The following is a 12,868-nucleotide window of genomic DNA, read 5'->3' as shown; positions in this document are numbered from 1 at the left end:
TCTTTCAGAAGCTTTGTAACAGTATTTTCAAGTAGATCAGCAAACAGATTTTCGGGTATAGTAGTCATTGAGTAGGGTCCTCCTTCGGTGACTTCAGCAATCCCGAGGATACCCTACTTTTTTGTGTTCTGTGAAGAACCAAAACTTGGTACACAACTTATTTTACGTCATCGAGAAACGGGGCATCTGCGGCGAATTAAGTGCACTTTTGTCCTTATTCCTGCCAAACTGGCCTTAACGCGAGAAAATAAGTGCACTTTTGGCGCTATTGGCGCCGCCGATAGCCCTCATCCAGGAAGGAACAGGCCAGACGTGGGGTCAACCTAGTCCGGACAGGTCCAGCATGGTCCGCACTGACCCGGCCTGAGCCCCTTGGTCCAGTATGGTCCGCACTGACCCGGCCTGAGCCCCTTGGTCCAGCATGGTCCGCGCTGACCCGGCCCGAGCCCCTTGTCCGGACTGATCCAGCCTGCTCCGGGCGTCGGCCAATCATGCAAAGCAACCGCACGAAACCAGCAATACAATAGGCCGCAGAAGCGGCCCTAATACAAATCCTCGGTCGGCAGGATGCCGAGGCTTTTCGCTTTTTTGATCACGTCGACGCGCGAGCTGACCTGGAGCTTCTGAAACAGCTCCGTCAGGCTGTACTCCAGCGAGCGCTGGCTGATCATAAGCGCTTTGGAGATTTCTTTGTTGCTTTTGCCCTTGGCCAGCTCGCGCAGCAGCCGGTCCTCCTCCTGCGTGATGACCGTCCGTTCATGGTCGCGTTCGCCCCGAACCACGATTTCCTGCCGGCGAAGCTGCTTGAGCAGCTGCATCGGCACCATGGCGATCTTTTGCGAGGCGCATCGGACGGCTTGTATAAGCTGGTCGCGCGTTGACGTTTTCGAAATAAAGCCCGAAACGCCCGATTCCATAAGCAAGTTAAAATGCGGAGCGATTTCAAACCCGGAGTAGATCAAAATAACGGCGTCCGGGTCATGCTGCAGCACGGTACGCGCGAGGTCGGCGCCGTTCACATGCGGCATGTAAAGGTCAAACAGCATGACATCGTATTTTTTGAGACGAACCAGATCGGGCACATAGAACACGTCCGTCTCCACCGTCACGTTCATGCCCGGCTCCGATTCCAGCAGCATCTTGGTCCCTTCAACGACTGATCTATGATCATCCACCAATAAAATTTCCATTGCGATCACCTTTACTTTATATTTGTTGGAATCCGGAGATGAACGTGAAACCCGGCATTCGGCGAGGAGGTCAGCTCGACCTTCCCGTCCAAGCTGAGCACCCGCTTTTCAATACCGGCGATGCCCATATGCTGAAACGACCCGCCAAAGGCCGACAAATCCATCCCGACACCGTTATCCGAATACGTAAAGCGCACCTCATCCTCCGTAAAAGCCAATTCCATCGCGACCTTCGTCGCCATCGCATGTTTATTCGCGTTGTTCAGCAGCTCCTGCACAATCCGGTACAGCCCTAGGATCTGGTCCTCGCTCAGCGTATAGGAAGGCTCCTCCGCAACGAATTCAATTTCATAATTGGCGAACATTCGGGCGTAAGCCAGCAAACTTTTTACCGATTCGACAAGTCCCATCTTAAGCAGGAACGGCGGCCTCAGCTCGTTGCAAGTAATCCGGATTTGATGGATCGCGTCCAGCAGCCCTTCTTCAATCCGCTTCAGCTCCTGATCCGTTCTATGATCCAAGCTAGTCGTAGAGCGAAGAGACTCCAGCTTCCGGTACCAAATGATTAGATCCTGCAGCACGGCGTCGTGCAGATCGCTCGACAGCGAAGCCCTCTCCTTCTCCGATAAGCTGAACAGCAGCCGAAGCATCCATCTTGGCGTCTCGCCGCCCTCTACCATCGCCTCCATCCGCTGCATCAAGTCTTCGATAAACTGCAGATTATCGTATAAAATCGTCACGTAATGGACGGCGGTATCCAGCCACTCCTCCTCAATTTTTTGCAAGCCCTGGTTCAGCGCGATTCGCAAATAGACAGCCATGCCCTGCGCCTTTTCCCCGATTTTCACCCGCATTTCGCCAGCCTGAGCAGCCGGCAATTCCTCTCCCTGCGGCACTTCCTCAATCGACGCATCGGACACTCGAAGCACAGCGCCCACCTCATCGAGCAGGCGGCGCTCCAAGTCCGCCACCTTCATCACCCGGGCGAGATCGCCGGCGAACCGGTTCAAGCTTTGCTGCAGATGCTTGTACCGTTCCTCGCTTTGGATCAGCTCCCGCTCCTCCTGCTTCCGCTTCGTAATATCTTTGACGATGCCGTGAATGCCGTTCAGCTTGCCTGCAACGATAATCGGCACAAACGTAATGCTGACGATCTTCTCTGCGTTCCCGCGCTGCGCGAGGCGGCATTCGATATCCCGGGACAGTCCAAGCTGCATCACTTGAACGAGCGCCGCATAGACCTCAGCATGATCCTCGTCATGAAGGATCCCGAGAAAACATCGGTCAATCAGCTGATCCATTTCTACCCCGACGATCTCCTCGAACGACCGGTTCGCGCCGACAAAATAAAAACCGCTCAACTCCATCGAGAATACGCCGTCGAAGTTGTTTTCGAATAACGACTTATAGCGCTGCTCGCTTTCTTCAAGAGCCAGATCGGAACGGATTTTCTCCGTCATATCGAGAATGATGCCGTCCAGCCGCTCAATGCTCCCTTCGCTGTTCAGATAAGGATGAATGATCAGGCGGCCCCACCGCTCCTCGTCTTTATGATGAATCCAGCGAAAGTTTCGGGTGACGGACAAGCCCTGATCCAATCTCTCCTTCACTTCGCCCATCAGCGCATCGTTATCGTCAGGATGGATATGGTCATGCAGGCGGATCGGATGCTCCCGAATAACGTTCATCGGCAATCCGGATATTTTCTCCATGCTTTCAGAACAAAACGTGTACCTGCTGAAATGCTGATCCGTCGAAAATACCGCCGCGTTCGTATTGCTCAATATTTGCTCCAACAGCCGCTCCGCCTGCTTCCGCTCGGTGACGTCCCGCGCCACCGCGACAACGTATTTGACATGCCCCGTTTCATCAAGTACCGGTCTAACCCGTGCTTCGACAAAGAGCACGCGGCCATCCGCATCGATAATGCGGTACGAGGTGTCGACATTGCAGCCGTCGCCGACAGCCTTCGCATGCTCCCCCCTCACTCGCTCCCTGTCATCCGGATGCAGAATATTGAACGCGTCCATGCCTTCGTACTCCTTAAGGCTGTAGCCCGTCATCTCCGTTAGCGACGGGGAGACAAACCGCACGATGGCGTCGTTATCGACTACGACGATCGAATCCATCGTATTTTCGGCAATAATGCGGTACATCTCAAACATGGCTTTATCGTTTAGCTGCAAGCTTTGGTCATTCGTCACGTTCGGTCGCTCCTTGCTATATGGATCCCTATAAAGAGATTACTGCTTTCATTGTAAAAGGTATTGCCCGGAAGAAGCACGCAAAAAGTTGGGGGATGCCCGCAAATTATAAACATAACAAGCTTCTCCCTCAAACTTTTGCATAAGAGGCCAAAAAAATCTAGTAAATCCGGTCTATTCACGCGACAACAGCTGTTATATCATAGTAGCTATGACGATTGGATTCGGAATAACGAGATTGTAAGGAGGGGCAACCGATGTTTCAACGACTTAAGGCGGATTGCGAAAGCTGCTTCGGGTTATGCTGCGTCGCTCTGCCTTTTGCCGCTTCCGCCGACTTCGCCGCGAGCAAAGCTGCGGGACAACCCTGCGCCAACCTGCAGGCTGACTTCCGCTGCGGCGTCCACAACAAGCTGCGTAAGCTAGGCTATAAAGGCTGTACCGTATTCGATTGCTTCGGCGCGGGGCAGCAGGTTTCCAAGGTAACCTTCGGCGGGAAGGACTGGCGGACAAATCCGGAGCTCGCTTCGGCGATGTTCGACGCGCTGCCGATGATGCGCCAGCTGCACGAGCTGCTCTGGTACATCGAAGACGCGATGAATCGCCAAGAGGCTCGCAGCATACATGCAGAACTACGCAAAGCGTTTGAGGAGACGGAGAAGCTGACCGAGCTTGGCGCCGAATCGCTGCTGAAGCTGGATATCGTGATGCACCGGGCTGCCGTCAACGAATATTTGATAAGAACAAGCGAGCTGGTTCGGTCGGAAGCGCTTCGTTCATTAGTAGGAACACCCGGACGCCGAAAAAGCTACGAGCGCGGTGCGAATCTAATGGGCGCTAAGCTGAAAGGCGCGGATTTGCGAGGCGCAAATTTAAGAGGAGCTTATCTGATAGCGGCGAATCTTAGCGGCGCGGATCTCCGATCCGCCGATCTGATCGGGGCCGACTTCCGCGATGCGGATATCCGCGGCGCGGATTTAAGCGCAAGCCTATTCCTCTCCCAGTTCCAATTGAACGCGGCGAGAGGCGACGCTTCGACGAAGATTCCGGAACGGCTGGAACGGCCCGCGCACTGGAGCAAATAAGCGAATAGAAAAATCGCTTGACCCCGTACTATAGTACGGGGTTTATCTTTATATCCGAGAGGGGGAAATCGTATATGAAGGGACTTACGATCGGCCAAGTCGCGAAAGCGGCGAACGTAAATATGGAGACCGTAAAGTTTTATGAGCGAAAGGAGCTGATTTCGAAGCCGCCCAGGACGCAGTCCGGCTACCGCATTTATCCGGAGAACGTGCTTGATGAAATCGCGTTTATCAAACAAGCCCAGGAGATCGGTTTCACCTTGCTGGAAATTAAGCAGCTTCGCAGCATTCTCCGCGATGATGACCATTTCCCTGCCGAAGAGATGTACGCTTACGCCAAAGCCAAGGTGAAGGAAATGGAGCAAAAAATCGCCCGACTCGAACGCTTTAAAACCATGCTCGAGCAAGTTACGAAGCTTCCGGAAGAAGCCCTCCCTCTCTCAAAGGGCAACTGCCCGATCCTTAAAACCTGGATGAGGGGATGAGCGGTATGGGAAAACAAATCGAAGTTTTTGTAGACGGCTCGGCGAATGGAAAAGAGCTCGTAAAAATGGTGAAGGAAAACGCATGCCCGAAATGCGTTGTGACGATCTACGACGCGGGCGCCTCCGGAAGCGATGTCCTTGAAAAGGCGGCGTCTTATGGCGTTTTATCCATTCCCGCCGTCACGATTGACGGGAAGCCAATCGACCACCGCAAGCTGCGCAGCGGGAAAATCGTAAGCGCAAGCAGGAAGCATCAGGAACGCCAAGCATAAAACGCCACCTCCATAGGCAATCTAATCCAATAGAATGTAACTTAAGGGAGGGCATTTGATGCCTGAACTGCCTGAAATGGAGACCTATAAAAATCTGCTGAACGAGCGAATCGCGGGAAAAATCGTCCGCAGCGTTGAGGTAACGCGCGAAAAAACGGTCAATGTGCCGGTCGATGCGTTCAAAGCTCGAGTCGCTGGGCGCAGACTCGTGCGGGTCGACCGCCGCGCGAAAATGCTGCTCTTCCGCTTGGACAGCGGGGACTCGCTGGCGCTGCATCTCATGCTCGGCGGCTCGATGTTTTACGGGACGCCGGAGGAAGCGCCGGAGCGAACGGCGCAGGTCACACTCTCCTTCGAGAACGGCCGCAGCCTTTATTTCCACGGATTGCGACTCGGCTATCTGCATATTTACGCCCCGTCCGAGCTCGAGGAGAAGCTTGGCAAGCTTGGGCCTGACCCGCTCGATCCGCAGTTCGGGCCGAACGATTTCATCGCCCGGCTGCGCAAGTCGCGGCGCGCGCTAAAGTTCGCGCTTACGGATCAAAACGTCATCGCCGGCATCGGCAACTGCTACGCCGACGAGATGTGCTTCGCCGCCGCGATCCATCCCCTTCGTAAGCTCGGCGACATCCCCGACAGCGAGCTGCATGCGCTGTTCGGCGCCATGCATTCGACGCTGGCGGAGGCGATCCGGTACGGCGGATACATGGAGACGCCGCTCTATGCGGGCGATGCGCTAACCGGCGGGTATAACGACCGATGCAAGGTGTACGACCGCGGCGGCGAGCCCTGCTTCCGCTGCGGGACGCCGATTACGAAAACGGAAAGCAATGGGCGCAAAGTATTTTTCTGCGAACGATGTCAGCGCCAAGGAGGAGAACGCGATGGACGCGATGGCGGCAACAAGGCTGAAGCACGTAGGCTGTCATATCAGCATTAAGCGAGGCTACTCCGGCGCGGCGCAGACAGCGGCGGCGATAGGCGCCACGGCGTTCCAGTACTTCCCCAAGAACCCTAGAGGACTCGCCGTCAAGGCGTTCAGCGCTTCCGATGCCGCGGAGTGCGCCGCGATTTGCCGGGAGCACGGCATCCGCAGCATCGCGCACACGACGTACGCGACCAATCTGGCGGCTGAGGGCGCGCTGCGGGAGCCGACGATCCAGTCGCTCCGCAACGATCTCGAGATCGCGGAAGCGTGCGGTTCGGACGGCGTCGTCGTTCATTTCGGGAAGTGGAAAAGCGGCACCGACCCGCTGGAAGGCTACAAAATTATTATTGCCGCCCTCAACGAGACATTACAGGATTGGCAGGGCAGGGCGAAGCTGCTGATCGAGAATCAAGCCGGAGAAGGAGCAAAAATCGGCGCGACGCTGGAGGAGCTTGTCACGATCCGGCAGCTGTCCGCTTACCCGGAAAAAATCGGCTTCTGCCTCGATACCTGCCATTTCTTCGCCAGCGGCACATGGACCGGCGCCAATTGGAAGGAGCTGTACGAGGCCGGCGCGAAGCTTGGTTACTGGCAGCATCTGATGGCGCTGCATTTGAACGACTCCGTCTATCCGTCGGGCTCCCGAAGGGACCGTCACGCTAACATCGGCGAAGGCGCCATCGGCAAAGCCTCGCTCGCCGAGGCGCTGAGCGCCCCGGAAATCGCGCATATCCCGGTGGTGCTGGAGACGCCGGTTCCCGCGCAATCCTCCCACCAGGCGGAGATCGACTTCGTCCGGACGCTGGCATAACGGAAGGCCTCCTGCATCGCACATGACTAGGAATAGGCCCAGTCCCCTTCCATTTCCGCACAAAAAAACAGCTTGTCGCCTCTTACCGCAAAGAGGCAACAGCTGTTTTTTCGTTCATGCATTCTCCGCTTACTGGCCTACGACTCATCCAACGTTGTGCCGGAAGCCGGAGCCGCGCCCTTCTTCGCGCCGAAGTAATCGCGTCTTGAGCCGTCGGAGAACGGCGTTCCTCCTATGATCGCCATTGCGATCACATGAAAGACAAGTCCGAGCAAAAACCACATCAATGGACTCCGCCCCCGCCTTGCGGCCATAATGGAGCAAGAAAAAGCTATGATGAATAATGGAATCAATAGTTCCCAAATCGAATTCATGGACGGTCGCTCCTTCGTTCACCTATTCAATCTATTATAACACGTGTGTGGAACATTTTGACCGTGAACATCGTCCGATTAAGAGATATTGCCATAGTTGGGAGAGAACACAGATGACCGCGTATTATCCGCTAGAAATTGAATTTGAATTTAATGGCCTTAAACAATCGATCTGGCCTGTCATCCTGCAAGACGAATCCGATGTCATTCTTATCGACTGCGGATACCCTGACTTCTTGCCTTTGCTTGAGAATGCCGCTCTTCGCCATTCGATTCAGCTGGAAACCGTTACAAAGATCATATTGACGCATGATGATATGGATCATACCGGTTCCGCCGCCGCTTTAAAACGAAAGTATCCTCACTTAGAAATTTACGCCTTCGAATCGGAAGCCCCGTATATAGAGGGAACAAAAAAATCGTTGAGGCTGGCGCAAGCCGAGGCTACGCTGAATCGATTGGCCGGAGAAGAGAAGTCGAGCGCGGAGCAGTTTATCCGTTTCCTCGAATCGATCGAGCACGTTCCTGTAGACCGCACCTTGAACGATAATGACATTCTGCCTTGGTGCGGCGGCGTACAGGTTATTCATACTCCGGGACATACGCCCGGTCATATATCACTTTATCTTCCTTCTGAGCAAACGCTGATCGCCGCCGATGCTGTCGTAATCGAAGACGGGAGACTGGAGATTGCGAACCCCGGGTACTGTCTGGATTTGAAAGAGGCGGTACGGTCCGTTCAAAAACTGCTGGATTATGAGATCTCGCGGCTTATTTGCTACCACGGCGGTATTTTTCAGGGCGATGCAAAAAAAGCGTTGCAGCAGCTTGTCCGTGACTATGAAACGATGGAAGAAAGGCCGTAATCAAGATGATCGCCACCGACAAACTGCTGATTCGCAGGTACACGCCTGACGATCTTCCAAAGCTGCACGCGTTGTTATCCGATCCGGTAACGATGCAATTTTGGCCTGCAGCCTTTACATTCGAACAGAGCGAACAATGGATGACGAGAAACATGGAGAGCTATAGCCAGGGCTACGGCCGCATGGCTGTTATTTTGCGGGAAAATCAAGAGATCGTCGGCGATGCCGGCCTTCTGAAATACGAGATTGACGGCGTACTCGAAAATGACTTAGGCTACATCATCAGCTCGGCTTATTGGAATCGGGGATTCGGTTTCGAAGCCGCAGAGGCTGTCATGAAGCATGGTTTTGAGGAGCTGGGGCTGAAACGAATCTGCGCCAATATGCCCGTCGACCATATAGCTTCTAGGAAAGTCGCGGAAAAGCTGGGAATGACGCTGGAGAAGCAGTTCTTGAACCGCAGAAACCGCAATCTGCCGACCTGCCTCTATGCGATAGAGAGAAACTGATACGTTCACAAAAAATAGGCTGTCGCCTCAAGCAGACCTTTCTGCTTAAGGGACAGCCTCTAATCGTTACAGCTTGAACTTGCTCACCAGCTCCTGCAGCTCGTACGCGCTGTTGGCCAGCATAGAGGAAGCAGCGGACATTTCCTCCATGGAGGCCGACTGCTCCTCCGCTGAAGCCGCTATGCCCTGCGTATTGCCGGAAATATCTTCGGTGGCGGCTTTAATGCCTTCGATGGCGGCTACAGTGCTCGTTGCGTTCGCGGTCAGCTCTTGAACGGCGAGCGATACCTCCCGGGCTTGCTCGGAGACACCCTCTATAGCGCCGAAAATTTCATCGAAGGCAGCTCCGGCCTCATCCACGGATGAAAGTCCCGCTTTCATTGCTTCTGTCCCCTCTTGCGAGGTTCCCATCGCCTTATCGATTCCTTGCTGCATTTCATGAATGATCGCATAGACTTGGGCGGCGGCATGCTCCGATTGCTCAGCCAGCTTACGCACCTCGCTCGCCACGACCGCAAAGCCTCTGCCATGCTCCCCCGCGCGCGCCGCCTCGATGGCCGCATTAAGCGCAAGCAGATTCGTCTGGCCTGATATTTGACGGATTAAATCAATAATGACGTTAATTTCTTGCGACTTCGAAGCCAGCGTGCCGACGACCTCGCTGGACGCGTTCACCTTCCGCTCTACTTCCCTCATTTGACCAATCGTTCTTGCAATCAGCTGGCTGCCCGATTCCGACTGCTTGGACGTCTGCAGCATGGAGCCCGCAACGGTCTGCACTTGATCGGCAATATGTCCGATCCCTTCCGTCATCCTCGCTACTTGGCCATAGCTGCTTCCGACATGCCGCGACTGCATATCGGCGCTTTCCGCAACCTCGGTAATGGCTCCGGCAATCGTAACGGAAGCCTGCATGGTTTGGTCGGCGCTTGCGCTCAGCTCCTCCGAAGTAGCCGCCACGGTGGAGGAGACGGTGGACACTTCATGAATAATCGTTTTCAGATTTTGATGCATGACGTTGAAATCCTGAGCCAGCTGACCGATCTCATCCCTGTTTTTGATTAAAATCTCCGCTTCTCTCAGATCCCCGGAAGCGATTAACGAGGCCTGCCTCGCTACCCGCTTGATCGGAACGCTAATATGTCTGGAGAACAACCAGCTGAGCAGGATGCCGATAATCACGGCAATCGATACGATAATTTCGACTTCTCGAAGCACGAGGTCGGCGCCTTTGTTGTAGTCGATATAATAGGAGCCCGCACAGATCACCCAATTCCAGTTCGGATCCTTCTGCACGTATGTGATTTTCGGCGCGACCTTATCGCTGTTCGGCAAGTTGAAATCGAAGTCGTAGAAACCGCCGCCCGCCTCGGCGAGCTCAACCAATCCAAACCCGATGGCCTTCCCATTGCTCGACTTCACTTCCGTGATGTCCTGGCCCTCCAAGGACGGATGCGCGACTTCCATAATGCGCTGTCCCGCCGCCGTCTCGCGTTTTTCAACAATGAAGATATAGCCGTATTCTCCAATGTCGATGCCTGTTTTCTTATAATCCGGACGTTTTCCCTCGGCGTTTTTGGGCCCTAGAATTGCGGCCTTTACTTTCTCCTGCGCGTCTTCCAGGCTCATTGTGCCCTTCTCCACTTCTTCGTTCAAAGAGGAGATCATGTTAAGCGTTTGGGCTACGCTGTTCTTTAACGTTCTCTTCCCCGATTCCGTTAACTGCTCCTTGGCCGTCCAATAGCCGGATGTTCCAATCAACAAGCTTGGCACAAGCAGTAAGACAAGCGTCATCGCCATCAGCTTTCTGCCGATCGTAGGTTTCGGTTGCTTCATTACTTTTTTCCATAATGCAGATTTTGTTCTCATGGCAGTTCCCCTCTAGCTGTTGGAATGTAATCTGCGGATTATATCGGCATTAGAGGCGCGGCTTTGCATCGAATATACATTAATTCTCAGTGGAAAATTGTTCTAAGCGCCCCCTCTTCCAACGATGCTATTATTTTTACACAAACTAGTAAAAATATTGAGATGTATTTTTCTCTCAGATGTGCAAAAATAGATTTGGAAGCGCTTCCGAAAGACGATTCGCATGATGATCCCCATTTCAAAGGAGGAATTAATGATGCATCGTAAGGTTCGCTTTTTTTTCGTTTATCTTCTGCTGATCAGCTTGTGCGGCGGCGTCTTCGTTATACCCTCTGCTACGGCTGCGCCCGTCACGATCGACAACGGCCTTCAATTCAAGGACACGAGCGGCAATCCGATTCAAGCGCACGGCGGCGGCATGTTGAAGTCGGGCAGCTATTATTACTGGTTCGGGGAGAACCGGGACGGCACGAACTATGTCTCCGTCTACCGCTCCACCGATCTGAAAAATTGGCAGTTCCGGGCGCATGTCCTCAGCAAAACCTCCCATCCCGAGCTTGCCGCAGCCAACATTGAACGGCCCAAGGTTCTCTACAACGCCTCTACCGGCAAATACGTCATGTGGATGCACAAAGAGAACGGCTCCGACTATGGCGAAGCCCGCGTAGCCGTCGCATCCGCCTCCAACATCGAAGGTCCCTACACCTACCACGGCAGCTTCCGGCCGCTCGACTACGATTCCCGAGACTTGACCGTCTACAACGATAACGGCACCGCCTACCTTATCTCCGCTACGCAAGTGAACGCCGACCTGAATATTTATCGCCTATCGCCGGATTTCCTGAGCGTCGAATCGCTCGTGACGACCCTATGGGATAACCAATATCGAGAGGCGCCTGCTATCTTCAAACGCGGCAGCACGTACTTCCTCCTAACATCAGGCGCAACGGGCTGGAATCCGAACCAGGCCAAATATGCGACGGCGTCCAGCATCGCCGGTCCTTGGAGCTCGCTCTCCAATGTCGGTAACGCCAACACCTTCCAGTCCCAGTCGACCTACGTCCTTCCGGTCCAAGGCACATCCGGCACTTCCTATCTCTATATGGGAGACCGCTGGGCCGGCGCATGGGGCGGACCGGTCAACACGTCCGAATATGTGTGGCTGCCGATTTCATTCCCGTCTGCAACCTCGATGTCGCTAAGCTGGTACGACCAGATTACGATCGACGCCGCGGCAGGCACGATATCCGGTACAAACAACCCGCCTGTAAACACCTCCTCCTGGTATAAAATCAAAAACCGCAACAGCAATCTCATCCTAGGCGTAACGAACGGTTCTGTTGACAACAGCGCGGTGATCGAGCAATATTCTGACGGCGGCTGGACGAGTCAGCATTGGCAGTTCACCGATGTAGGCGGCCGCTATTACAAAATTAAAAACCGGAACAGCGGCAAGGTGCTCGATATTCCGAGCTCTTCAACCGCGGACGGCACGCATGTGACCCAATATACCGATAATGGCGGGCTGAACCAGCTGTTCCGCTTATTAGGCACCGGAGACGGCTATTTCAAAATCATGAACGTTAAAAGCCGCAAAGTCATCACCATCACGGACGGCTCTACAATGAGTGGCGCCGATGCGATTCAGATGACGGACGACGGCGGCACGGATCAGCATTTTTCTTTCGCCACGACCAGCTAAGGCCGGAATAAGCCGAGAGCCCGCGATAATCGCGGGCTCTCGGCTTTGGCACAACCTTTAGTATTCCAGATACCGGTTGCTCGAAGGCTCATGTCTCCACATTTTCCCCGTAAATCCTAACGACGTCAGCCCTTCTCGAATCGGATGCATCACCGTCTGTTCGCTCTTATAATTTTTGATAATAAGCTCCGTTCCCATTATGGTTGCGATAACAATACGATCGCCGTAGAGGATAACATGGGCTATGTCCGCGTAATGGATAAGATTAGACCTATACTTCACTCCCTGCGGAGTAAACGTATATTTTTTGACGAGCACAAATTCCAGAATGAGATACCAAACCGCCCAAATAACGAGCAATACGATCCATCCCGATACGGAGTTCAAGCCAATGAGCTCGTTGGTTTGAGAGGCTACTAGCGGAAATATATTCCCTCCGACTAACAGCAGAAGCAGGAAGAAAAGCAAAAATAACACATACACCGCTGCATATAATGCTCCGTATAGAGGGAGCGCGTAAAGCAAAGATAACAAAAGGTTCATCCACCATGCTTTTTTTGTTGTAACTACCAC

The 12,868-nt window shown here is 53.8% G+C and carries 13 protein-coding genes; 8 read left to right on the top strand and 5 right to left on the bottom strand.

Going from position 1 to position 12,868, the window contains the following annotated elements; genetic code table 11:
• Positions 1-542: 542 nt before the first annotated feature.
• Positions 543-1,190 (bottom strand): response regulator transcription factor, encoded by a 648-nt coding sequence (locus D3P08_RS21705; RefSeq protein ID WP_119602217.1) that lies wholly within the window; start codon positions 1,188-1,190, stop codon positions 543-545.
• Positions 1,191-1,201: 11 nt separating this feature from the next.
• On the bottom strand, positions 1,202-3,394 hold the full coding sequence (locus D3P08_RS21700; RefSeq protein WP_240647696.1) for a sensor histidine kinase: 2,193 nt from the start codon (positions 3,392-3,394) through the stop codon (positions 1,202-1,204).
• Between the two features lie 257 nt (positions 3,395-3,651).
• On the opposite strand from D3P08_RS21700, the gene D3P08_RS21695 reads away from it, so the two are divergent.
• The 5 genes from D3P08_RS21695 (at position 3,652) to D3P08_RS21675 (ending at position 6,975) form a co-directional block, all read left to right on the top strand.
• On the top strand, positions 3,652-4,479 hold the full coding sequence (locus D3P08_RS21695; protein WP_119602216.1) for a pentapeptide repeat-containing protein: 828 nt from the start codon (positions 3,652-3,654) through the stop codon (positions 4,477-4,479).
• A gap of 74 nt (positions 4,480-4,553) precedes the next feature.
• Complete coding sequence (locus D3P08_RS21690; protein ID WP_119602215.1) at positions 4,554-4,964, top strand: MerR family transcriptional regulator; 411 nt, start codon at positions 4,554-4,556, stop codon at positions 4,962-4,964.
• Between the two features lie 5 nt (positions 4,965-4,969).
• Positions 4,970-5,236 (top strand): hypothetical protein, encoded by a 267-nt coding sequence (locus D3P08_RS21685; protein WP_119602214.1) that lies wholly within the window; start codon positions 4,970-4,972, stop codon positions 5,234-5,236.
• A 58-nt stretch (positions 5,237-5,294) separates the two neighbouring features.
• Complete coding sequence (gene mutM / locus D3P08_RS21680) at positions 5,295-6,176, top strand: DNA-formamidopyrimidine glycosylase (protein ID WP_119602213.1); 882 nt, start codon at positions 5,295-5,297, stop codon at positions 6,174-6,176.
• Positions 6,121-6,975 (top strand): deoxyribonuclease IV, encoded by an 855-nt coding sequence (locus D3P08_RS21675; RefSeq protein ID WP_240647695.1) that lies wholly within the window; start codon positions 6,121-6,123, stop codon positions 6,973-6,975. The genes mutM and D3P08_RS21675 overlap by 56 nt, the downstream gene beginning before the upstream one ends.
• A gap of 137 nt (positions 6,976-7,112) precedes the next feature.
• Here the strand turns inward: D3P08_RS21675 and D3P08_RS27115 are convergent, their stop codons facing one another.
• The gene (locus D3P08_RS27115) at positions 7,113-7,349 is read right to left on the bottom strand and encodes a hypothetical protein (RefSeq protein ID WP_147381838.1); all 237 of its coding nucleotides are present in this window, start codon (positions 7,347-7,349) and stop codon (positions 7,113-7,115) included.
• 113 nt (positions 7,350-7,462) lie between these two features.
• On the opposite strand from D3P08_RS27115, the gene D3P08_RS21670 reads away from it, so the two are divergent.
• Positions 7,463-8,215 (top strand): MBL fold metallo-hydrolase, encoded by a 753-nt coding sequence (locus tag D3P08_RS21670; RefSeq protein WP_119602212.1) that lies wholly within the window; start codon positions 7,463-7,465, stop codon positions 8,213-8,215.
• Positions 8,216-8,220: 5 nt separating this feature from the next.
• Complete coding sequence (locus tag D3P08_RS21665) at positions 8,221-8,724, top strand: GNAT family N-acetyltransferase (RefSeq protein ID WP_119602211.1); 504 nt, start codon at positions 8,221-8,223, stop codon at positions 8,722-8,724.
• Between the two features lie 66 nt (positions 8,725-8,790).
• Here the strand turns inward: D3P08_RS21665 and D3P08_RS21660 are convergent, their stop codons facing one another.
• Positions 8,791-10,593: a methyl-accepting chemotaxis protein gene (locus tag D3P08_RS21660; RefSeq protein ID WP_119602210.1), complete on the bottom strand. Its 1,803-nt coding sequence runs from the start codon at positions 10,591-10,593 to the stop codon at positions 8,791-8,793.
• A gap of 253 nt (positions 10,594-10,846) precedes the next feature.
• Between D3P08_RS21660 and D3P08_RS21655 the strand changes: the two genes are divergently transcribed.
• Positions 10,847-12,295, top strand: a complete 1,449-nt coding sequence (locus D3P08_RS21655; RefSeq protein ID WP_119602209.1) for an RICIN domain-containing protein — start codon at positions 10,847-10,849, stop codon at positions 12,293-12,295.
• Between the two features lie 57 nt (positions 12,296-12,352).
• Here the strand turns inward: D3P08_RS21655 and D3P08_RS21650 are convergent, their stop codons facing one another.
• Positions 12,353-12,868 (bottom strand): hypothetical protein, encoded by a 516-nt coding sequence (locus D3P08_RS21650; RefSeq protein WP_119602208.1) that lies wholly within the window; start codon positions 12,866-12,868, stop codon positions 12,353-12,355.

The organism is Paenibacillus nanensis (assembly GCF_003583765.1).
GTDB lineage: Bacteria > Bacillota > Bacilli > Paenibacillales > Paenibacillaceae > Pristimantibacillus > Pristimantibacillus nanensis.
The sequence above is the reverse complement of the archived record's forward strand: the minus strand, read 5'-3'. Positions and strand labels throughout refer to the sequence as shown.